This is a genomic window from Prosthecobacter sp. Pr1 (assembly GCF_057652315.1).
In genome coordinates, this window is record NZ_JBYFBS010000012.1 from 130150 (window position 1) to 151048 (window position 20899).

Consider the following 20899-nt stretch of genomic DNA (forward strand, 5'->3'; position numbering starts at 1 on the left):
GTTTTTAATAGTCAATGATGCCCGTATCCCGGGCGAAAGTGATGGGACCTCCACGGAACGGCGGGTAGCCGGTGCCAAGCACCATGGCCAGATCGATGTCATCCGCGTTGCGCGCGATGCCCTCCTTGAGACAGCGCATCGCCTCCTGGCTGATCAGCAGCGCAAGATTGGTCTGGATGCTTTCGTGCCTTGGCAGATCTGAATGAGTCGTGGGCAAGATCTCCTTGCCGTCCTCATAGCGGTAGAATCCCTGCCCCGTTTTCTTGCCGAGGTGTCCCGCACTGACCATCTTGTCGAGAGCATCGGTATGCGGAAACCGATCCGGGAAAGCACTGGAAAGTGTCTTGGCCACGTGAACGGCCACATCGAGACCGATTTCATCCAGCAGGCGCATCGGCCCCATCGGCATGCCAAACTCCAGCATCGCCTCGTCGATGTCCTTCACCGGAATACCGCTCTCATGCAATCTCACTGCCTCCATCAAGTAAGGCACCAAGATGCGGTTCACCAGAAATCCCGGGCTGTCTTTGACAACCACCGGCGTCTTGCCCAGCTTCTGCACAAAACTGACCACCGTGTCCAGCACATCAGGCGAGGTTTCCGGCAGCGTGATGATCTCCACCAGCGGCATGCGATGCACCGGATTGAAGAAATGCAGACCGACGACGCGCTCCGGATGGGGCACCGTTTTTGCCAAATCCGACACAGACAACGCGCTGGTGTTCGTGGCCAGAATGGTGTCCGCCGAGACACGTGCGGCCAGATCCGCGAAGATCTTCTTTTTCAATTCCATGCTCTCCGTTGCAGCCTCGATCACAAGATGGTGCCTGTTAAGCGGCACCGGCACATGCGTCGTGCTGATGTGGTCCAGCGTGTCCCTCGCCTGAACCTTCGTCACCAGCCTTCGGCGCGTGGCATCTGAAACGAGGCCATGAATCCGTTCCAGTCCACGCGCGAGGCTGTCGTTGGTGACGTCCGTCATTAGCACACGGATGCCACGCGAAGCCAAGATATGCGCAATTCCAGCCCCCATCACGCCCGCACCGATGACGGTGGCATCGTGAATGGGCAGCGCCGTGCCGCCTGTGGCAGATCGCTTGTTGGCTTCTTCGCGCTTAAAAAACAGGTCAATCAACCGGGCCGAATCACGGCTTTTAATCAGTTCAGCCACCGCGTTGCGCTCAAGCAACAAACCTTTCTCAATCTCGCCATGAACTGCATGCGTCACGACTTCGACGGCCTTGGTGACTGAAGGATAGAGCCCGCGTGTCTTTTCGAGCACCTTGCGTTTCGCCAGATAGCCGATGACAGGAGAGAACACATTTTCAAACTGGAACTTCGTAACTGGGCGTTTTTCACGCGCCAGACGGCGGGCCAGTGTCTCAAGACGCTCAGCTGGCACCACGTGGCTTACGAGACCTGTACGTTTGGCGGCGGTGGCATTGAGCAGCTTGCCGGTGGTGATGAGGTCGAGCGCTTTGCGCACGCCAATAATCCGTGGCAGCCGCGTGGAACCTCCCCAGGCAGGGAGAATGCCGAGCTGGGTTTCAGGCAGGCCAATCTTGGTGCTGTCGTGATCGCTGGCGATGCGCCAGTCGCAGGCGAGGGTCACTTCAAATCCGCCGCCCATGCAGGCACCGTGAATCACGGCAATCTTTGGCACCTTCAACCGGCCCAAACGGTCAAAAACGGCCTGTCCGAGCCAGATGAGATCATTCACCCGGACATGCTGCATGGTGCGAATGGCCTTGATGTCAGCGCCTGCGATGAAGATGCGCTCTTTGGCGCTGCGCAAAACCAAGGCTTTGACACGGGTGTCGTGCTCGATGGTTTCAAGCAGATGATTGAACTCACGCAGGGTCTCTTCGTTCCAGACATTGACGGAGGATTTGGGGGAATCAAAAGTGATCCAGGCGATACCGTCGAAATCGATTTCGTGCCGAAAATGCTTCGGCGGCATCGGATGACCGTGGATGATGTCCTCCAGCACATGTGGCGGATCGTGGATGATTGAGGGGTGGTTGAGGAAAGTTTTCATGGCATTGAGTTGGATGAGAATGTTCTGTTTTAAATTCATAGTGCTTCGAGGCAGGCCGCCATCCCCTGCCCCCCTCCCACGCAAAGGCTGATCACGGCGCGTTTGCCGTCGCTGGCATGCAGTTGATTGAGCGCCGTCTGAACGAGGCGCGCACCGGTGGCTCCGACGGGATGGCCCAGGGCGATGGCTCCGCCGCAGGCATTGATCTTCGCGGGATCGATTTCACCCAGCGGTGATTCCAATCCGGCGCGGCGGGCGCTGGCGGGATCGGCAAGGCATTTCATGACCGCGAGCACCTGGGCGGCGAAGGCTTCGTTGATTTCAAAGACGTCGGCTTCATCCAGTTTCCAGCCGCTGCGATGAAGTGCGGCATCCAGCGCACGCACCGGGCCCAGCCCCATGCGTGCAGGATCACAGCCCGTGGCTGCATAGCTGACAAGGCGTCCCAGTGGCTTCCAATTGTGTGCCGCAGCGGCTTCTTCAGTGGCGACGAGCAAGGCCACCGCACCATCGGTGATCTGGCTGGAGTTGCCTGCAGTCACGGTGCCGGTGACCGTGTCGAAGAGCGGCTTGAGCTTGCCCAGTTTTTCGAGGCTGGAGTCGGCCCGGATGCCGTTGTCCGTCGCGACAACGTTGTGACCGAACACGGGCGCAATTTCCTGATTGAGCAGGTGATTTGCCCGCGTGGCGCACAGATGGCTGCGCATGGCAAAGGCGTCCTGCATATCGCGAGTGATGCCAAACTCACGCGAGAGAACCTCTGCAGTCTGCCCCATGTTCAAGCTCGACACGGGGTCCGTCAGGCCGAGTTTAAGACCGATGACGGGAGCAAAGTCAGACGGGCGGAAATGCAGCGCGGCTTTTGCACGACCGGTGAAATCCCGCGCGCGGCTCATCGCGGTGAATTTTTCAACGGCAGGCCGTGAGAAATAGAACGGCATGTTGCTCATGCTTTCCGTGCCACCGACGACGAAGACCTCACCCTGCCCTGCGCACATCTTTGCGTGCGCGAGGGTGAGCGCCTCCAGGCCAGAGGCGCAGTTGCGATGCACGGTCATGGCGGGCTTTGATTCCGGCAATCCTGCGCGCAGCGCGATGACGCGGGCGATGTTCATCGCTTCCGGTGGCTGGCCGACACAGCCGAGGATGGTTTCATCCACCAGCATCGGATCAATGCCAGTGCGGGTGAGCAGCGCTGCGACGGCGTGACGACCAAGCTCAACCGCATCGAGATGCGCGAGATCGGTTCCGGCGCGCGAGAATGGCGTGCGCACAGCAGCAACTATGACAAGTGAGGGAGTTTTCATGGCGTTAGGAGCTGAGTGCCACATGCGTTGCGGCGGGTTGGGCTTTGGGGCGATGATCGACAATTTTCTCCTCCTTCAGGAGGCGTCCGATGCCGAGTTGATCGCGAAGTTCGGACATTGAGTGGAAATGGAGTCCGTTCGGCGTGATCTCCGTGGCTTCGTGAAAGCGGCGGGACACGGCGAGTTCGAGTTCAGATTCGCGCACGCCGAGTTCAGCGGTGAGATGCAGATGCACCTCGTCCATTTCCAGAGGGTCGTCATGGCGCTTGCGCAGTTCGATCTGCCAGGCTGCGATGCCTTTTTGATCATCCAGCAGATGCTCAAGCAGGTTGAAGTTCACCAGCGTGCCCTTCAGCTTGTCCACATGCAGCTCGCGCACTTCACTCACGCGAGAGATGGGGCCCAGCAGGCGCGGGCAGGTGCGGCCGCAGTTGGGACACTTTTCCCAGGTCATGCCGCCTTCGGCGATGTCACCGGTGCGATAGCGCAGCACGACAGTGCCACGCGCATTGAGCGGTGTGAAGACGATTTCACCGGGCTGGCCATCCGGAACGACTTCTCCCGTTTCTGGATTGATCAGCTCCACGATTCCAAGATCGGGGCTCAGGTGGTAGCCGCTGGCTTCGTGGGATTGGCCGACACATTCCGGGAAGGCCATCTTCGCTTCGGTGAAACCATAGGTTGCCATAACATGCGCATCCGGGCTGCCGAGCTGGGTGGCGAGATCGCGCAGGCGGGCACGCAGGCCATCGGCGACTTTTTCACCGCCAAGGACGAGACGTTTCAAATGGGGCCATTGCCTGCCGGTTTCATAGGCCTCACGCAGCACATGATAAATGAAGGTGGGCATGCCGATGAGGATATCAGGCTGGATTTTGTCGATGAGCCTGATGTTGCCGTCGGTGCCAAGGGTCTTGCCGCCTCCGGTGCTCAACATGAAGGTGCCAAAACCAAGCCCAGCATGATGAGCCAGCCAGAAGGCCAGATGTGGCGCATAAGGGAAGAGATTGATGTGCTTGAAATCCCGCTGCGAGCGCCCTGCCAGCATCAAGCGGCTGCCGCTGATGTCGAGATTGTGCAGGTCATGCTTCGTGTAGAGAAACGGTACGGGATCAGATGAACGGCCCGTGGTGCTGGTAAGCAGAAGGGGGCGGAATTCCGCCTCCGCCTGATCCTTCGCGGCAGCACGACCATGCAGCAGCGCGGTGCAAATCATGCCGGGTTCGCGGCGGAGAACCGCCTCATCCGGAACCAGCACAAAATCACGCGGGTTGGCGAGATCCTTCTTTGAAGTGAATGGCACGTGGCTCCAGTCCTCGAATGATTTGATGTCGAGCGGCTGGATGTCGTGCTCTTCAAAAACGCGGTGGTAGTACGCGCTGAAGGGTATGACGCGGTGGCTCAAATACTCTCGTAGCTGCGTGAGCTGCCACTCGCGCCAGGTCTCAGGCGGCGTGGCGTTCCAATCTGGTGTGTGATGGAGCAATTTCATGGCTGATTGTCTCCTGGTTGAGGTTGGGTTCGATCTGAAGCAGGGCACGCATGGCAGGCAGCGCGGCGGTTGCAGCGTCACGACCAGCCTGCAGGTATTGCCCAAAATTTTCGAAGTCATGCCAAGTCGAAGTGACAAAATGCGGATGGATGACGACATCTGCAGCGGCCTCCTCCTTGGCAATGAGATGCAGCTGCGCCGCCATCAAAGCACGGCGGAAGGTGTCCAGCACGTTTCCATAGGCAAGCAGGTTGACCTTCTGCCAAAGCGTACGGAACATTCGCGAAAAAACATGGAATGCGGGTTTGTCGTCTGTCATAAGAGCACGGTCACTCTTGGATTCGAAATCGTCCGGTGCAGGCATGACGTTCACCGCAATAATGGCATCCAAATTGAAGCGTTTCCTGAGCAGAGTTACCGGCAGGGGTTCGGAAGCGCCGCCGTCAGTGTAGCGCCGTCCGTTCAGCCGGACGGGAGCACATACTGCCGGGATGGCCGAACTGGCATGCACGGCATGGGAAACGCTGCCGGAATCGAAGACGTGCGGCGTGAGACGGTCAAGATCGGTGGCGATGACGATCAGCGGTTTGTCGAGATCGGCAAAGGTCTTGTCACCCAGATCGCGTTCGAGGTGCTTGCGCAGTTTTTCGCCATGAATCAATCCTTCCGAAGGTGGAATGATGAAATCCATGAGTGCTTTCAGCGTGGGCCGATCTTTGATCTCTTTTGCGCGCTCCTCCAATTGCGCACCGCTGAGACCGGCGGCCCACAGGGAACCCACGTAAGCACCCATGCTGCAACCCGCAATGGCAGTGATGGGAATGCCCGCTTCTTCGAGCACCTGAATGACGCCGGCGTGCGCCAGCCCGCGCGCGCCGCCACTGGATAGAACCAAGCCGATTCGGGGCGTTTTCCCTCCCCCTGAGCCGTGCTTTGAGCTTTCTTCGGCACGACTCCATCCCCGGAAGGGAAGTTGGAGCTGGGTGTTCATGACCTGCGGGTGTTGTTATCGTTTTAGACCCCTGATGTGAGAAATTGATTCAAAAATGGCGAATCTTTGTGCATAGATCGCATGCCATGAACAATTCGGATCTAAGTCGCATGCTCAAACATGCCGCAACCACCCCCCCGGTGGCCGTGCCTAGCGCACTGGAGGAAGCGATCATGGCGCGCGTACGGGTTGATGATGGCCGGGCCAGACGCTGGCGGTCGTTTGTCCAGTGGCTGCTGATTCTGGCCGCCCTCACGGGCATTGTGACTGCGAGCCTGATCGGGTGGGCTCTGGCTTCACGCGACACCACCCATACCACACCACCCACCATGGAACTGTTTCGCACAGGAAAGCCGCAATGACCTCACGAGTGAAATGGATGCTAATCTCGGTTCTCCTCTCCGCGCCCCTGGCTGGCGGAACCGCATGGCTGGTCACGGACTGGACGCTGCACCGCCATGGTGAAAGCCACGCCCACGATCATGCACCCACAGATCTGCATACGTGGATGCATGAGCACCTCGACATCACGCCCGAACAGCATGAGAAACTGGAACCGCTTGAGGCGGAGTTCGAAAAGCTTCGCCTGAAATTGAAGGATGATGTTCGTCTGGCGGATGTGGCGCTGGCCCAGACCATCCGTGAGCCCAAAGTGGACGAAGCCGCGATGAATACGGCCCTGGAACGGTTGAACAAGGCTCAAGGGGCGCTGCAAAAAGCCACGCTCGATCATTTTTTCGTCATGAAACGCTACCTGCGTCCCGCGCAGGCCGCCAAACTTCTGGAGTGGACCCATGACAGCCTCACCCGCGATTGATGCACTGCTAATACCGCAGGCCGAAGTCTCCGCTGACGATTCAGCGGAGGCTCTATACCTGCGTGCCGCTCAAGCTGGCGACATGGCCGCGTTTGAATGGATCGTCCGGCAGCATGAAGCGCGACTCTTCACCTTCTGCTGCCGCTGGCTGCGCTGTGTGGAGGATGCGCGTGAAGTCTGCCAGGATGCCTTTGTACGCGCCTGGCAGGCGCTGCCTGAATTTGAAAGACGGGCCAAGCTCTCGACCTGGCTGTATCAAATCGCGCTGAACCTGTGCCGTGACCGCGCCAAATCGCGCGCCTCACGACAGCGTGAAAATACGACAACGATCAACGACATCGACCAGCCGCTGCCGTGTCCGCAGAATGCCCCAGATGCGAGCGCGGAATGGCAGAGCGAGATGCAAAAACTCGAACGCGGGCTGGCGCAGTTGCCGGAAAAACTGCGCACGGCGCTGATGCTCAGCGCCATGGAAGGCCTGAGCCATGAGGAATGCGCCAAAGTACTGAATTGTTCAGTGCGAGGCACCGAGGGCCGCATTTACCGAGCCCGGCAAATGCTGTTAAAATGGTGGGACGAAGAGGGTCAGTGACCGTCTGCGGCCACACCCAAGGCTTTTTCAATGACCTGCGCGGCATCGGCGCGCCAGCCGATGATCGTGCTGGGAAGCAGACCGCCAAATATCAAAAAGACAATGCAGACGGTCAGTGGCCAGCGCTCGCGCGGCAGGGCGTCAGGGATGTTGATCACATGCTTTGGAAGCACACCCAGAAACAGGGTGTTGTACAATCGCAGCAGGTTGATCGCATTGAAGACTGTGGCGACGAGCAGCACGATGCCGGCCACCAGGTGATTTTGCAGCATGCCGTGAAATATGAGCTCCTCAGCGCAGTAGCCCAGCGTCCCGGGCAGGCCGACGAGTGCCAGTCCGCAGATCAGAAAGAATGTGGCCAGCCGGGGGGCCTTGGCCGCCAGTCCCAGATGCATCAGCGGATCCTCGCTGCTGCTGACCCGCACCTCCAGCGCACGCACGATGCAGATAAGCCCCGTAGAGGCAGCCGCGACCACCAGCCAGTGCGTCAGCGCCCCAGTGATGCCTTCGGCATTCGCAGTGGTGATGCCTGCGAGCATGAAACTTGCCTGACTGATGCACAGGTAAGCCAGCAGCCGCCGCGGTTTCTTTTCCGCAAAAGCCCGCAGGCTGGCAATGCCCACCGTGGCCACGGCTGCAATGCTGAGCACGTCAAAGGCATGCCTGGCAGCCTCCGGCAACGCGGCAGCCTCCGTCCGCGCCACCAACACCACGCCGAGGTGGCCGTTGAAGAGCAGCGCCTTGGGCAGCAACGGCCCATGCTCAAAGGCCTGCACCACTCCGGCATGCAGGGGAAACAATCCTTTGCGGAACACGACCGCCAGAATGAGCAGACCGAAGACCAGTTTCCCGCCATGCGCGAGATCATTGACCGACGCACTGCCCAGCAGCAGCAGCACAGCTACAGTCAGGGCCACACAGCTGGCGAGGCGGATGCCGCTGGTGAGACGGCTCTCACGCTGTGCACCAAACATGCCCAGGGCAAACGGCACACAGGAAAGCCACCAGCCCGCCACCATGGGAATCCAGTTGGCGGCGGCGTAAGACGTCTGCATGGCGAGGGAAATCAGCAGCATTCCGCCTGGAGCTCTTGCTGTCACGTCGCGCCTGGGTGCCAGTACCACGACGCAGAGAGTCAGCGCAGCATAGAAAGCCATGGGCAGGGCGTTCAGCCCGTCCGCCACGAAGCAGGACAGCAGCGGATCATGCCGCGCCCCCTGCCCTGTGGTGCCTGACTCATACGCGGCGGCCAGAAAGCAGATCAAAGCAAGCACTGCGGCCACAACCGCCGTCCGTCGTGGTTGCGCGGTCTTCCAACATGCCAGCACACCACCCAGAAGGGATGTCAGGGCGGCGGTGATGTATGGCAGTGAAAGGTGCTCCATGAGTTTGTCTTGAATCAGGACACCGTGCTTTCAGCCGCTTGTGCGGGTGCATTTGCCGCCGGCTGTTTTTTGGGTGGCTGCGGCTCAAAAACGGCGAGCCAGCGTGCGACGGCCTGGACGGGTGCAACGATCCAGCGCTCCACGATTGCGTCATAAAATCCACGGCCGAGCGCCAGGCGGTAGAGCCAGAGCTGCACGGCGGGTGGCAGCAGAGATTCGTATTGGCTGCCCGTGGGGCTGACCTTGCCGCCAGCGGCGGCATGCACCCGATGATAGTCCCGAAGCATGGACGGAGTGCGCAGAAACTGCAGCGTGCGCAGCACGGCATGACTGACCAGATGGATGACGGCAAAGGTGGTCCAGCCGAAGCCGATCTCGACAAAGATCAGGCCGATCTGCGTCTGGGCCGCATAGGCGAGAGAGGTCTTGGCGTCGGCGCAGGTGCGGTGGACGAGCGTGCCTAGAAAGGCCGTGGCCAGACCGGTGATGATGATGAGCCCGGTGGCGATCCATGACTGGCGAATAAGCGGCTCAATCCGCAGCAGCAGGTAGGCCCCGGTGTGGATGGAGATGGCTCCATAAAACACAGCGCTGGAAGGCGTGGGCCCCTCCATGGCCCGTGGCAGCCAGCCCCAGAACGGTCCCTGAGAGGATTTCCCGCCAGCGGCGATCACCAGCAGCACTGCGATGATTGTCCCATGGGTACCCTGCATCTGGCTCTGACAGCCAGGCCATTCACCGCTGAACATGCCCTCCCACGAAGTGGTGCCGAACCAGTGATGCGCCAGAAAGATGGCCATCAGCATGAACAAATCCGCCACACGGTAGGAGGTAAAGACCCAGAGCGCATTGCGTACAGGCTCAGGCCGGTACTGGAAGAACCCGACGAGCAATACCGAGGTGATGGCCACCGTTTCCCAGCCGACGATGAGCAGATCCAGCGAGTCCGCTGTGAAGACAAGCAGCGCGCCAAAGGTGAACAGGTGCAGCAGCAGGAAAAAGCGGTGGAAGCCCGGATCCCGATGCAGGTAACGCACGGAAAAGAAGCCCACGATGCCGGCCAGAACCACGGTCAGGCCCACCATCGGCAGGGAGAGCCGGTCAATCAGCAGGGACAGAGGATAGCCATAATGCCCCACGGTGAACCAGTCTCCCAGCATCACGCGCACGGAATGCAGCCCCTGCGCACCCATGCGCCAGCCGATGATGACCGCCAGAAGTGCGAGAAGCGAGTAAGCCGCTTTGGTGATCCACGCCATGACACGCTCCGGCACACTGCCGCCCAGCAGCCAGACGATGCTCAGCGCGAGGAAGAGCATGCCTGGCATGGCGATGAACAGTGGGATGAGGGTTTTTAGAGGCATAAAAACATAGAGAATCTGGCGGGCATATTATGCGGCCCGGGGATCGATGCGGGCCAGGGGGAGGTGTTCCATTTTGCCGCGATACCAGGCCATTGAGCTGGAAGCCACAGGAAGCGGCTCTTCATCGCCTTCAAACCTCTTAAAAACACCGTCCCGGTACACCTCCACATGCCCGTCATCCGGGTCCATGGTGGCCAGGCGAATCCACTGGTTGCAGACGATTTCGTTGAGTTCGCTGTCCGCCTTGATGACGCTCATCAAACGTTCAGGCGTGGTTTCGACAATGAAAAGCATGCGCACCGGCTCATGGAGCTCGACAGCCTGCGCCGGCAGTCCTGTGCGCAAATCACTCTGATAACCGTTCATCACGCCGACCAGCCCGTTGATGTTATGCGGGAGCTTGGTGCCGCTGCCGTAAACATCGTTATCGACGGCGGAGAAGTAATAATCGAGATTGATGTTGTAGCACACTGGAAGCGCCGCACCGACAACTTGCGCCAGCGCTTCATTGGTGGGATCTTTGGTGGCGTCGTAGGAAGCGAGAAAGGCACGGCGGTCCATGAACAGGCCTTTGGTGATCTCACGCCGTCCGACAAAGGTCACGGCGTTGGTGCAGTGGCCGTATTCAGGGCGAGGCTCGCCGATGTGCTCCGCACGCTCCTGCACATGCCTCAGGCTGGATTCCGGAGTGATGTCATGGCCAGCCGCCTCAAACCGACGTGAACGCTCATGGGCGTTGAGCGTGCGAGCTTTGTCGAGCGACTGATGCACACGCGCCAGGTCCCCATGGTGGGTCTCAGGCAGAAGGTCCGTGTCAAAGAAGTGAATATCCTCATTGCAGGTGTCATGGTAACCGCCCAGAAACCAGGTATCCTCAGGAATGACCACCCCTTTGGCCCGCAAGGCTTCCCTCACGGCCGGGCGATTGGCGATGAGGGCAAACAGGCGTGCGTTGGGTGCGCCTGTATGGCCGCCACAGGCCTGGCAGCAGTAGGCGGACTCGTAGGGGTTGTTCAAACTGGTGGAACCATGACCGAGAATGACCACCAGTCTCGCATGCCCCTTGTGCAGCCCGGCAGGCCCGAGCACCTCATAAACACACTCCGCCTGCTCCTCGGTGGTGAACCCGCTCATGAGCCCGGTGGTGGCGCCCCGCGAGGCTGCGTCATCGCTCATGAAGGCAAACTCTGTCCTGGGCTCCGGCAGGAAGGCGCGGTTCAGCCACTTGATGAAACGACCGTAGGCCAGCGGGGTGAGCACGCGCAGCGCCAGCGGGAAAAGGCTCAGGAAACCGAGACAGGCTGTGCTGATCCAGCCGCGCACCAGTGAGCGCGAGGAGATGAAACCATTGCGCACCACGCCGGCCCATGCACGCCGCAGTCCCTGACGCTGCTTTTGCAGGTGCGCATCATCCTCCACCGGAACCTCACGCACGGAATGCTGCGGATCGACGACCACGGGGCATAATGAGACACCGCCCGGGTCATCTATGCCGGCATAATTGATGGCCACGCCAAAAAAGCCCGCGACCCCAACGGTTTCGATGCTGGGATCGACCTCTTCCAGTGCGCGCCGTATTGACTCTTCACGCTCATCAATGCAGAAGACCACCTGGGCGACCAGCCGGTTGCTGCTTGGAAAAACGCGCGGCATGCTGCGATGCCTGGCCAGCGGAATGAGCACACGCCGCTCATGTCTGCGCTCATAGGCCAGATGCAGGAGCCGTCGGCGTTCGGTCTCATGGCAGGCAAGGATCTCCTGCCCCAGCCGCGCCAAGTCCTCATCCGTGAAAGCCACGAGCTCACTGCTGCTGATGCCCAGCAGCTGGACCACATCAAACATACGCGCCACGTGGGTCAGCGGGTCAAAGCGCGGGACAGGCAGCTGGGTGGTGCGCCATGCGGCCGTGTCACCGGAGATATCCTTGAGCGCGGCCACGGTGTAGGTGAGGCGCAGCGCGAGAAACTCCATGAGGGAGCAGCGCACACGATCATGCGGGGCCAGCGTGACGTCCGCCTCCAGCATGCGGATCATGCCCGCCCAGCCGCGCAGCGCGAGCAGTTCCTCCGTGACAAACTCCTCCCACTGCCCCAGAGGCAGAGCGAGCTGTTCGAGCGCCTCCAGCACGACGGTGCCCGCGTCCAAATTGGCAGCCTCCTGCCTCAAAAATTCAGCGCGCACACCGCTGAGATGCGCCGGGAAGATGGCAAACGCCTGCGGCATGATCTTGCGCGCAGCCCGGAGCAGCCCCTTGTCACGGTGTGGCATGGGCCAATAGGCGATGCCTTGGTCCAGATAGGCCCCGGTGAGGCGGATGAGAGGAGGATGAATGAGCGCATCCATGTCGATGCCGTGCTGCGCCAGCACGACATCGCGCGGGCGTTTCGGCATCGCAGGAGGTGGTGCTGGCCGAGGTTTCACCCTGGCCATGCATGCGTCCCAGAGCGCCGACGGAGAATCTCTGCGCAAGGCCGTGGCGGAGGGTTCCGGCAGATCGCTGCGGAACGCATCCAGCCAGCCGCCCTCCTCCAGCTGCCAGGAAATGTTGATGCCATTCACGCGGCGCATACCGGGGGCCAGCATCACGCGCCTCAGCTCACGCCGCGTGAGCCTGCCCGGCAGGATGTCCGCATCCGGCTCGCGACTGAGAACCGCGTCGATATCTTCATCGAGGATGCGCTGTCTGCTCCGCTCGGTTTGATAAGCCTCTTCCGAAAGAAAAGGCTCGGCCTTGAACAAATCCCCCCCCTCGATGACAGCGTCTTCAAACCTCCGGTGCTGCAACGAACGGAGCGTGTTGTAATGCACGAAAACCCCCAGGGGGCCCTGTACAGGCAGCGAATGAGCCGCATGCTCCACCACCCGGCGCAGGTGCTCAAGACGCCCCTCTGCCGGTTGAGTTTCCTGCCAGGAGTCGTGACAGCCACAGGGGCTGGCATGGGTGCGGATGCTCATCGAAGATCAAAGGTCTATTAAAAAGCCTCCTCGCGGACTGCGCCATCCCTTAATCAAGGGGTTATTTCACCACGAACCACAGGGGGCGCTTTTGCCAGTCGTTTCCAATCATTCAGCGCCGGGTTGGTCCATGCAGTTGCATCCATGGCCTTCACACCTGCCAGCAACTCCATTCCCATACCCAAACCGGGCAGGGGCGGCCCCTGTCAGGCCGCCGGTGCCTTCAGCGGAATGACCACCTCGATTCGAAGGCCCTGAGGCAAAACGCTGCTGGCGGTCAGTTCGCCGCCGGACTGCCGTGCCCGTGCACGCATGCCCACCATGCCAAGGCTGGGACTGTAAATAATATCGCCAGTGTGATTGGGCAGGCCTTTGCCATTGTCCTCTATGGTGAGAAGGATGTTTTGATCCCGATGCGTCAGGCTGACCTTCACTTCCGTAGCCTCCGAGTGCCGGGCGATATTGGTGAAAGCCTCCTGGGCGATGCGAAAGAGGTGCGTTTCCGTTTCATCAGCAAGCCGGCCCGTGAAGTCAGAAACGTAATCCACTTTCAGGCGCGTGCGCTGGCCGAATTTTTCCGCCAGCCAGCGCAGGCCGGCATCCAGGCCAAAATCATCCAGAATGACGGGCCGCAGCAGATGGGAGAGCTCACGCACGTTGGCGATGGATTCATCCACGAGATGCAGGCAGTCGGCGCGCAGAGAGGGCAGATCATGCGTGGAGCCCTTGGTCAGGTTGGAACGCACGGCGGCCAGCGACTGACCCAGTTCGTCGTGGAGTTCATGAGAAAAGCGCCGTGCAGCCTGTTCCTGGGTCTGCAGCATGTGCCAGGACACACGGCTGAGCTCCTCGGACTGCCAGCGGATGCGCTGAATGCTTTTGCGGGCAAAGGCAATGGTCAGCATGGCGCAGATCGCGGCCAGGATGGTGCTGGAACCCAGCAGCAGGGTGGAGTCATCACTGAGATCCTGCGACTGCTTCTCCAACTGACGTTCAGTCTTGGTGAGATGCTCTGAGCTGCTTTTGATGAGCTTGTTGACCAGCTCGACGACCTGGCTGTGATGCAGGAACAGGGTCTCCAACTTTTCCCGCTGCACCGGTTCATGGCTTTCCAGCAGCCGGTGTGATTCCTGGGTGAAAGCTTTGACCCCCCTGTCCAGGTCCGCCCATAGTTCCGCATCCGCCAGGGATCGCACTTCCGGTCCCAGGCGTGAAATCTGGCGATCACTTTCATCCAGCTCCTGCAGCAACTTGGCCAGATCGGCGCGCTTCAGTTCAAACTGGGCGAACTGATGCAGTACTCCGGTCATGGTGTTTTCCTCCGACTGCACATCCTGCCGCAAACGGGCGATGAGGAACTGGTCCCGCGCCATCTGCTCCACCCCGTGCCGGATGCCCTGGCTCTGGCGCACGGCGATGAGGCCCGCCGTTCCCAGCAGCACCATCACCAGCAGGAAACCCAGCGCGAGAACGCGCAGCACGTAGCGTTCAGTAATCCGCAGAAAGGTGAACGACATGACGGGCAGGGATAGAAACTTAAACGCTCTCGACCATGGGTATCGGCAGTGACGAGTGGCTGGAGCCCTGGGTCTGAAAGAAAGTAACCATGCCGGTCTGGATGTCGTACATAGCACCGACGATGACCAGTTTCCCGGCCTGCACCAGTCCTGTCAAAGTGCTGCTGCGCTCCGTGAGCTTGCGCATGGTTCGCAGCACATTGCGGCGGGAGACCTCATTGGCGTAGGCCGCCTTCTCACCGGCCAGCCATTCGCCTTCGCGCTTGCAGGACTTGAGATCGACCGACTTTTGAATCTCAATGACGAGCGAATCGAGATTCACACAGCCGGTGGCTTCTGCGGCGGTTTGATTGCTGCAAATGAGATCCACGGCGGCATTGACCGCACCACAGGAGGTGTGCCCCATGACCAAAATCATCTTCGCACCCGCCACGGCACAGCTGTACTCCAAGCTCCCCAGCACCTTGTCACGCGCAATGTTGCCCGCGATGCGCACGCTGAAGACATCCCCCAGGCTCAAGTCGAAAACGAGTTCTGCAGGCGTGCGCGAGTCGATGCAGCTGAGCACCACTGCCATGGGGAACTGACCGGCGGAAGTCGCATCGACCAAACGGCCGATGTCACGTGTGAGATGCCTGCCTTCGCGGAACCGCTCATTGCCTTCTTTGAAGATTTCCAGCACACGTTCCGGCGTCAGGCTGCTCTGCACTTCGCGGCTGCTGTAATTCAAAAACTGAATGCGGTCTTTGATCTGGGGATATTTGTCCTTGAATCCCGCCATGCTGAGTTTGATGCCGCGCGCCGTGGCGGTCTTGTGCTGGAAATCGTGGATCAGGCTCAGGATGTCCGCGTCAATGTAGTCCGTGCTGCGCGCATCAAGGAGAACATGGCCGCCCTTTGGAACACTGCGCAGGGTTTCCTCGAGCGTGCCACGGCTTAAAAAACTCACCTGATTGGCCAGCTCAATGCGCAGGACGTCGCCTGTGATGTGCTGCTCCATGAACTTGCGCAGAGGACGGCGCATGTTGCTGTGCAAAATGAATCCTATGCTGACTGCAAGACCAATGACGATGCCGATGAGCAGATCTGTAAGAACGATGGCCACAACGGTGATGATGAAGGGCAGAAACTGGTTCTTTCCTTCACTCCACATCTCTTTGACCAGGCGGGGACTGGCGAGCTTGAGCCCGGTCATGAGCAGAATGGCGCCAAGCGCGGCAAGCGGGATCTGGTTCAGCAGATCTGGCACAAGCAGAACGCAGCCCAGCAGCAGGAAGCCATGAAAAACAGCGGAGAGCTTGGTTTTGCCGCCGGCATTGATGTTCACACTGCTGCGTACAATCACGCTCGTCATGGGCAGCCCGCCGATCAACCCCGCGGTAACATTGCCAATCCCCTGCGCGATCAGTTCCCGGTTGGGCGGACTGCTGCGCTGCTGCGGATCAATCTTGTCCACCGCCTCAAGATTGAGCAGCGTCTCCAGGCTGGCGACGATGGCGATGGTGATGGCAGCGCCGTATACTGCCGGATTGCCCAGAGCGGAGAAATTCGGAAACACCAGGAAGCCCATGAACGCGCTGAGGTCTTTCGCCACCGGAACCTGCACCAGGTGCGAGGCTTCGATGACCCATGCGGCGCTGCCATACTGCTTCAGCAGCATGCTGACCCCCACTCCCAGCAGCACAACAATCAGCGGGGCGGGCACCACGCTGTTTTTCAAAGGCTTGATCTTGTCCCAAAAAACCATCAGCAAGATGGAAAGCACACCGACCAGCGCGGCGCCGGGCTGGATGTCAAACAAAGCGGACCAAATTTCGGTGAAAGTGTTCTCATGGTCGGGCTGCTCGAAACCCATGTCACCTTCCGGGTCGGGGTCGTGCCCGATGACGTGGGGAATTTGTTTGAGGATGAGGATGACACCAATGGCGGCCAGCAAGCCCTTGATCACACTCGAAGGGAAAAACGCAGCAATGAAACCCGCACGACAGACCCCGAGGATGATCTGCAGCACACCCGCAAACATCACCGCCAGCAGGAACACATCAAAAGCCCCCAGCTTGGTAATCTGTGCCGCCACAATGGCGGTCAAACCTGCGGCAGGTCCGCTGACACTTGTTTGTGATCCGCTGAGAACTCCGACCAAAATACCACCGATGATCCCTGCCACGACACCCGAAAAGAGCGGTGCATTGGACGCCAGCGCCACCCCCAGACAAAGCGGCAGTGCCACGAGAAAGACGACGAGGCCAGCGGAGAGATCTTTGAAAATGGTGGCAGGTGAGGTCGAGGAAGTGGCAGGCATGCAGGAGGAATGGGGTGACTAAAAGGTGGGAGATTTTATCTGAACCTGCCCTACAAACGAAGCCAATAACAAAACGGCCTTAGTTTTCCAACACTTACTCAATTCTTTACCTCACCATCTTAAACCTTTAGTCGATCAAACCATTGCGAATGGAGAAGCGCACCAATTCGCCGATCGAGTGCAGGTTTAGCTTTTCCATGATCCGGCCTCGATGCGCTTCCACAGTATAAACGCTCAGGTTCAGCACGGAGGCGATTTCCTTGTTGGTCTTGCTCTCCGAGATCATCTGCAGCACCTCGCGTTCCCGTGGTGAGAGCAGGTCGATCGGGTTGGTCACATGCTTGCGATAGTCATCCAGCACCGCGTCGCTGACCTCCGGACTGAGAAATCCTTTGCCATTGGCGACGGCTCGCACAGCCGAAAGAAGATCGCTCTCGTTGCTGTCCTTCAACAAATAGCCGTTGGCTCCCGCACGCAGCATTTCACGAACATAGACAGAATCCTTCTGCATGGAGAGCGCCAGGATGCGCGCCTTCGGCACAGCCTTGGTGATCTGCCGCGCCGCCTCGATGCCGTTGAGCTCGGGCATCGTCACGTCCAGCACCACGACATCCGGCTGGAGATTGATGGCTTTTTCCACGGCCTCCCGTCCATTGGCGGCCTCTCCCACGACCTCCATGTCCCACTGCGCAGCGAGGATCATCCGGAAGCCGTTGCGGACCACGGCGTGGTCATCGGCAAGAAGTATGCGGGTTAATTTGGCAGACATGAGGGGATCAGAATAGCCAACGAGCGGCAAAGAGCAAAATCTGCGGTCATTTTGTGGGAACCCACTGCAGCTGGTCGTCCCAACTGCCGCAACCCCTCCTCCAATGCCAGTCTTCCGCCTATCCAGAATCAGCCTCGTCATCGCCTTGATGCCGCTGCTGAGCCAAGCTCAGTCAACGATAGAGGCTCCCGATGGAGGTGGCTCACTGGCTGAAGAATTGACGCTCGAAATGCCCGAAATCGTCATTGAGGGCAAGGCAGAGAGCCTCATCGGCATCGCCACCTCCGCCTCAAAAGGCCAGACCAGCGCCAAGGAACTGCTGGCGCGGCCCTTTTCACGGCGTGGCGAGTTGTTGGAAAGCATCCCGGGCTTCATCGCCACCCAGCACAGCGGTGATGGCAAGGCGAACCAGTACTACCTGCGCGGGACCAACCTCGATCACGGCACCGACTTTGCCATCTACGTTGATGGCATGCCGGTGAACCTCCGCAACCACGCGCACGGCCAGGGCTATGCAGACACGAACTTCATCATCCCGGAACTGGTCGGTCAGCTTGAGTACTGGAAGGGCAGCTACTACGCGCAGCATGGGGATCTCAGCTCCACCGGCGCGGCGCGCTTCAAGCTGCTGGACGCCCTTCCTCAGGGCATCATCTCCACCACCTGGGGCGAGTATGATTACTCGCGCACGCTCGTCGCAGATACGATCCAGGCGGGTGCCGGGCAGCTCACCGTGGCCTTGGAGCATCAGTACTACAACGGCCCCTGGGACATGCACTCAGACGCCACCCGTTTGAACGGTTTCCTGCGCTGGCACTGGGAAGACGCCACGGACAAGATTAATCTCACCTTCATGGGCTATCACGGCAAATGGAAGTCCACCGATCAGGTGCCGCAGCGCGCCGTCGACAGCGGCCTGATCAGTCGTTATGGAAACCTCGATCCCACCGACGGCGGCAATTCACAGCGCTACAGCCTTTCCTTCGACTGGGTGCGCAATGAAGGCCGCACCACCACCCGTGCCAATGCTTACGCGGGCTTTTACGACCTCGATCTATTCTCCAATTTCACCTTCTATCTTGATAGCTTCGCGCGTGGCGACACTCTGGGCGACCAGTTCGAGCAAAAGGACCATCGCTGGTTTCTCGGCGGCGAACTCGCGCGTGACTGGCACTTCGATGCCATGGGCCAGGAGCAGCGTTTCACACTCGGCATGCAGCTACGCACCGACATCATCACCGGCCTCGGCTTGTACAACACCTCTCAGCGTCAGCGCTGGAACACCGTGCGGCAGGATGACATCACCCAGTCCACCTACGGCATGTACGCAGAGGCAGAGCTCAAGCCCGTGCGCTGGCTGCGCATCATCCCCGGCCTGCGCGGCGACCTCTTTCAATTCAACGTGGAGAAGAGCAATCTCCCGGAGAATGCCGGATCTCTGACCAAGGGCATCGTCAGTCCAAAGCTCAGCATGGTGTTCGGTCCCTGGGCCAAGACAGAGTTCTATGTGAACGCCGGCATGGGCTTCCACAGCAATGATGCACGTGGCGTAAACATCACCACCGATCCCAACACGGGTCTCCCGGCAGACCGCGTCAGTCCTCTGGTGCGCACCTACGGCGCCGAAATCGGAATTCGCAACGAGTCCATTCCCAAGCTAGTGAACACACTCTCCTTTTGGATGCTGCACAGCGATTCGGAACTGATCTACACGGGCGATGCCGGAACCACCGAGCCCGGAGCCGCCTCAATGCGCCAGGGCATCGAGCTCTCCAGCTACTGGCGTCCCGAGGATTGGGTCATGGTCGACATTGAGGCAACGTTGACCAACGCGCACCTCGTCAATACCAGCCCCTCCAATCAAAAGATCCCCAACTCCATTCCCTACACGTTTAACGGCGGCGTCACCCTCGGCGGCGCGCAGGGCTTCTTCGGCTCGCTGCGTGCTCGTTACTTCGCACCGCGCCCCTTGGATTCGGTGGTGGACGTCAAAACGCGCGAATCGCTGCAGGTAAATGCACGCCTCGGCTATCGCAGGAACAATTGGGAGATCGCCATGGACTGTCTGAATCTGCTCAACCGCAGCGACTACGATGTGGCCTACTACTATGCCTCCCAGCTTAAAAATGATGCCTCCCCGGTGGACGGCGTCCACGTGCATCCCATCGAACCACGCATGTTTCGCCTCTCGGTGACCTACCGCTTCTAGGCGGATATTTTCACGGTGCCCAGCAGGCAAAGAAACGGCCGAGGCCTGTTGTCAAAGCTTCCACAGCATACGACCTTGGGTCCTCATGTTTCTGCCGCGCCTGCTCGCCCTTCTCCTTAGCACTTCTGCCACGCTCACCGCGCAGGTGACCGGTTCGCCACTGAAGATCGAGGTACGGCGCGCACTTCCGGCTGACGACATCCCACAGCCCGCTCTGCCAGACACAGCCAAACTGCCCCGCGTGCTGCCTGTCAATCGCCAGGGCGTCTACAGCCGTTGCGAGACAAAACTGCCGCTTATCGCCATCACCTTTGATGACGGTCCTGATCCGGTGCTCACCCCACGTCTGCTCGATTTGCTCAAGCAGCGTGGCATTCATGCCACTTTCTTTCTGGTCGGCAAAAATGCCGCCGCCTTCCCCGACGTGGTGCGCCGCATCGTGGAAGAAGGACATGAGGTGGGCAACCACAGCTGGTCACATCCTTTGCTAACCCAACTCGGCCCGGAGAGCGTGGACCGTCAGTTGCGCCGCACGCACGACGCTATCGTAAAAGCTTGTGGTACAGCACCTTTGCTATACCGCCCGCCCTACGGTGCTGTACGTGTATCGCAGCGCGCACGCATCGAAAAAAACTTCGGCTACCCTGCCATCCTCTGGGATGTAGATCCTCAGGACTGGCAGCACCCTCGCAGTGCGCAGAAGGTGTATGACCGCATTCACAGCCAGACGCGCCCTGGCTCCATCATCCTCTGTCATGACATCCACGAGACGACTGTCGCCGCCATGCCTGCCACGCTGGATGACCTCACCGCTCGCGGCTATCGCTTTGCCACGGTCACTCAATTGATCTCCTACACCACCCCGCCGGAAATCATGGGGCCTCCAGCGCCAAATTCCCTGCAAGCCATCCCTCTCGCCGATCCGCCTCCTGCGACTGCTGGCAAGGACACAGCCAAGGCGGTAGAATAAAAGCGAGAAACGAAAGATCTTTGGCCGTGCTACTGGCTCAGTCCTTGAGCCGCGTAGAGCCGTGAATCACCATTAAGTACTGGCAGGAGTCATTTCCACACCATTTCGCCTGACATCAAGCTTCGCCCAGATGTCGAATGAGACGCCCCCCTTCCTCATTTGCCACGAGCAGATTGCGATGGCCGAACCTC

At 59.7% G+C, this 20899-nt stretch carries 15 protein-coding genes; 5 read left to right on the forward strand and 10 right to left on the reverse strand.

All coding sequences use genetic code 11. From position 1 onward, the window contains the following. Nucleotides 1-4: 4 nt before the first annotated feature. From AC24GY_RS19165 to AC24GY_RS19180, 4 genes are read right to left on the reverse strand one after another with little or no spacing between them, the layout of a single operon-like run. Entirely contained in the window at nucleotides 5-2038 is a 2034-nt protein-coding gene (locus AC24GY_RS19165) for a 3-hydroxyacyl-CoA dehydrogenase NAD-binding domain-containing protein (protein WP_487686458.1), read from the reverse strand. 35 nt (nucleotides 2039-2073) lie between these two features. Continuing rightward, on the reverse strand, nucleotides 2074-3345 hold the full coding sequence (locus tag AC24GY_RS19170; protein WP_487686460.1) for a thiolase family protein: 1272 nt from the start codon (nucleotides 3343-3345) through the stop codon (nucleotides 2074-2076). 4 nt (nucleotides 3346-3349) lie between these two features. Beyond that, nucleotides 3350-4837, reverse strand: a complete 1488-nt coding sequence (locus tag AC24GY_RS19175) for a phenylacetate--CoA ligase family protein (protein ID WP_487686462.1) — start codon at nucleotides 4835-4837, stop codon at nucleotides 3350-3352. Beyond that, the gene (locus AC24GY_RS19180; protein WP_487686464.1) at nucleotides 4791-5732 is read right to left on the reverse strand and encodes a patatin-like phospholipase family protein; all 942 of its coding nucleotides are present in this window, start codon (nucleotides 5730-5732) and stop codon (nucleotides 4791-4793) included. Before AC24GY_RS19180 ends, AC24GY_RS19175 begins: the two co-directional genes overlap by 47 nt. A 206-nt stretch (nucleotides 5733-5938) precedes the next feature. Between AC24GY_RS19180 and AC24GY_RS19185 the strand changes: the two genes are divergently transcribed. From AC24GY_RS19185 to AC24GY_RS19195, 3 genes are read left to right on the forward strand one after another with little or no spacing between them, the layout of a single operon-like run. Next, a complete protein-coding gene (locus AC24GY_RS19185; RefSeq protein ID WP_487686466.1) occupies nucleotides 5939-6190 on the forward strand; it encodes a hypothetical protein in 252 nt (83 codons plus the stop codon). A gap of 17 nt (nucleotides 6191-6207) precedes the next feature. Continuing rightward, the gene (locus tag AC24GY_RS19190; protein ID WP_487686468.1) at nucleotides 6208-6645 is read left to right on the forward strand and encodes a Spy/CpxP family protein refolding chaperone; all 438 of its coding nucleotides are present in this window, start codon (nucleotides 6208-6210) and stop codon (nucleotides 6643-6645) included. Beyond that, nucleotides 6623-7237 (forward strand): RNA polymerase sigma factor, encoded by a 615-nt coding sequence (locus tag AC24GY_RS19195; RefSeq protein WP_487686470.1) that lies wholly within the window; start codon nucleotides 6623-6625, stop codon nucleotides 7235-7237. The genes AC24GY_RS19190 and AC24GY_RS19195 overlap by 23 nt, the downstream gene beginning before the upstream one ends. On the opposite strand, the gene AC24GY_RS19200 is transcribed toward AC24GY_RS19195, so the two are convergent. The 6 genes from AC24GY_RS19200 to AC24GY_RS19225 all read right to left on the reverse strand — a co-directional run bounded on the left by AC24GY_RS19200 (nucleotide 7231) and on the right by AC24GY_RS19225 (nucleotide 17529). After that, nucleotides 7231-8622, reverse strand: coding sequence for a proton-conducting transporter transmembrane domain-containing protein (locus AC24GY_RS19200; RefSeq protein WP_487686472.1), 1392 nt, complete (start codon nucleotides 8620-8622; stop codon nucleotides 7231-7233). The genes AC24GY_RS19195 and AC24GY_RS19200 overlap by 7 nt on opposite strands. Nucleotides 8623-8636: 14 nt before the next feature. After that, on the reverse strand, nucleotides 8637-9986 hold the full coding sequence (locus AC24GY_RS19205) for a proton-conducting transporter transmembrane domain-containing protein (RefSeq protein WP_487686474.1): 1350 nt from the start codon (nucleotides 9984-9986) through the stop codon (nucleotides 8637-8639). Between the two features lie 27 nt (nucleotides 9987-10013). Further along, nucleotides 10014-12941 carry a DUF2309 domain-containing protein gene (locus AC24GY_RS19210; RefSeq protein WP_487686476.1) on the reverse strand — a complete coding sequence of 976 codons (2928 nt, stop codon included), beginning with the start codon at nucleotides 12939-12941 and terminating at the stop codon, nucleotides 10014-10016. A 206-nt stretch (nucleotides 12942-13147) separates the two neighbouring features. Continuing rightward, nucleotides 13148-14458 carry a sensor histidine kinase gene (locus tag AC24GY_RS19215; RefSeq protein ID WP_422321760.1) on the reverse strand — a complete coding sequence of 437 codons (1311 nt, stop codon included), beginning with the start codon at nucleotides 14456-14458 and terminating at the stop codon, nucleotides 13148-13150. 19 nt (nucleotides 14459-14477) lie between these two features. Continuing rightward, the gene (locus tag AC24GY_RS19220; RefSeq protein ID WP_487686478.1) at nucleotides 14478-16760 is read right to left on the reverse strand and encodes a bifunctional SulP family inorganic anion transporter/carbonic anhydrase; all 2283 of its coding nucleotides are present in this window, start codon (nucleotides 16758-16760) and stop codon (nucleotides 14478-14480) included. Nucleotides 16761-16887: 127 nt separating this feature from the next. Beyond that, nucleotides 16888-17529: a response regulator gene (locus AC24GY_RS19225; protein WP_397384597.1), complete on the reverse strand. Its 642-nt coding sequence runs from the start codon at nucleotides 17527-17529 to the stop codon at nucleotides 16888-16890. Nucleotides 17530-17758: 229 nt separating this feature from the next. Between AC24GY_RS19225 and AC24GY_RS19230 the strand changes: the two genes are divergently transcribed. Together AC24GY_RS19230 and AC24GY_RS19235 are read left to right on the forward strand one after the other, a co-directional pair. Next, the gene (locus AC24GY_RS19230; RefSeq protein WP_487686480.1) at nucleotides 17759-19738 is read left to right on the forward strand and encodes a TonB-dependent receptor; all 1980 of its coding nucleotides are present in this window, start codon (nucleotides 17759-17761) and stop codon (nucleotides 19736-19738) included. Between the two features lie 85 nt (nucleotides 19739-19823). Further along, on the forward strand, nucleotides 19824-20708 hold the full coding sequence (locus AC24GY_RS19235) for a polysaccharide deacetylase family protein (RefSeq protein WP_422321763.1): 885 nt from the start codon (nucleotides 19824-19826) through the stop codon (nucleotides 20706-20708). The last annotated feature ends 191 nt before the right edge of the window (nucleotides 20709-20899 follow it).

Coding starts and splice junctions, on each gene's coding strand:
- AC24GY_RS19230 (WP_487686480.1), top strand. CDS start 17,759: ATGCCCGAAATCGTCATTGAGGGCAAGGCAGAGAGCCTCATCGGCATC.
- AC24GY_RS19195 (WP_487686470.1), top strand. CDS start 6,623: ATGACAGCCTCACCCGCGATTGATGCACTGCTAATACCGCAGGCCGAA.
- AC24GY_RS19165 (WP_487686458.1), bottom strand. CDS start 2,038: ATGAAAACTTTCCTCAACCACCCCTCAATCATCCACGATCCGCCACAT.
- AC24GY_RS19185 (WP_487686466.1), top strand. CDS start 5,939: ATGCTCAAACATGCCGCAACCACCCCCCCGGTGGCCGTGCCTAGCGCA.
- AC24GY_RS19220 (WP_487686478.1), bottom strand. CDS start 16,760: ATGCCTGCCACTTCCTCGACCTCACCTGCCACCATTTTCAAAGATCTC.
- AC24GY_RS19170 (WP_487686460.1), bottom strand. CDS start 3,345: ATGAAAACTCCCTCACTTGTCATAGTTGCTGCTGTGCGCACGCCATTC.
- AC24GY_RS19205 (WP_487686474.1), bottom strand. CDS start 9,986: ATGCCTCTAAAAACCCTCATCCCACTGTTCATCGCCATGCCAGGCATG.
- AC24GY_RS19215 (WP_422321760.1), bottom strand. CDS start 14,458: ATGTCGTTCACCTTTCTGCGGATTACTGAACGCTACGTGCTGCGCGTT.
- AC24GY_RS19190 (WP_487686468.1), top strand. CDS start 6,208: ATGCTAATCTCGGTTCTCCTCTCCGCGCCCCTGGCTGGCGGAACCGCA.
- AC24GY_RS19210 (WP_487686476.1), bottom strand. CDS start 12,941: ATGAGCATCCGCACCCATGCCAGCCCCTGTGGCTGTCACGACTCCTGG.
- AC24GY_RS19225 (WP_397384597.1), bottom strand. CDS start 17,529: ATGTCTGCCAAATTAACCCGCATACTTCTTGCCGATGACCACGCCGTG.
- AC24GY_RS19200 (WP_487686472.1), bottom strand. CDS start 8,622: ATGGAGCACCTTTCACTGCCATACATCACCGCCGCCCTGACATCCCTT.
- AC24GY_RS19235 (WP_422321763.1), top strand. CDS start 19,824: ATGTTTCTGCCGCGCCTGCTCGCCCTTCTCCTTAGCACTTCTGCCACG.
- AC24GY_RS19175 (WP_487686462.1), bottom strand. CDS start 4,837: ATGAAATTGCTCCATCACACACCAGATTGGAACGCCACGCCGCCTGAG.